Source organism: Streptomyces sp. SID1328 (assembly GCF_009865595.1).
Lineage (GTDB): Bacteria > Actinomycetota > Actinomycetes > Streptomycetales > Streptomycetaceae > Streptomyces > Streptomyces griseoluteus.
Map to the genome: position 1 here is coordinate 1 of NZ_WWKH01000842.1, position 798 is coordinate 798.

Here is a 798-nt window from a genome sequence, read left to right on the forward strand (position 1 = left end):
GCAGCACCGCCCGTTCCACGCCGGGGTCCAGGGCCGGCCGCAGACGGCTCGGCGGAAGCACCTTGCCCGGCGGGCCCGGCACGGTCCCGGTCAGCAGCTCGTAGCCCACCGCGCCCAGGCTGTAGACGTCGGCGCGCTCGTCGATGCCGGCGCCCGGTTCGGCCTGCTCCGGGGGCTGGTAGCCCGCCGAACCCGCCGCGAGGGTCAGCGCCGACGCCTGTGCCAGGCTCTTGGCCAGCCCGAGGTCGGCCAGCAGCAGCCGGCGCCCGCCGTCCGGGGCGGTGCGCAGCAGCAGGTTGGTCGGCTTGATGTCCCGGTGCACGATGCCCGCCTCGTGCAGCGCGGCGGCGCCCCGCGCGGCCAGCGCCGTCAGCTCCAGTGCCTCGGACACCGGCGGCGGACCGTCGGCGCACAGGTCGGTGAGGGTGCCTCCGTCGGCGTACTCCATGACGAAGTACGGCCTGCCGTCCTCCAGTTCACCGATGTCGTAGACCTGCACCACCCGGCTGGACCCCGCCCGGCGCAGCAGCCGCGCCTCGGAGAGGAAGCGCTCGCGCACATCGAGGCGGTGGGACCAGTTGTCGGCGAGCACCTTGACCGCCACCAGGGCGTCCAGTTCGTCGTCGTGGGCGAGCCACACCGTGGCGAACGCCCCGCTGCCCAGGCGCTGTTCAAGGCGGTACCGGCCGATCCGCTCCGGGGGGTGCATACGACTATCATGCCTGGCCCGAGATCGACTCCGAGAGGAGAGCCGACGTGCCGGACGCCGCGACGGCCGAGGAGCTGGCCCGCCTGGCG

Annotated in this window: 1 protein-coding gene; it reads right to left on the reverse strand. The window is 74.4% G+C overall.

What is annotated here, in order from left to right; genetic code table 11:
• Positions 1–709 (reverse strand): serine/threonine-protein kinase (locus tag GT030_RS26770; protein WP_161203310.1); only part of this gene is annotated, 709 nt, incomplete at its 3' end.
• Positions 710–798 lie beyond the last annotated feature (89 nt).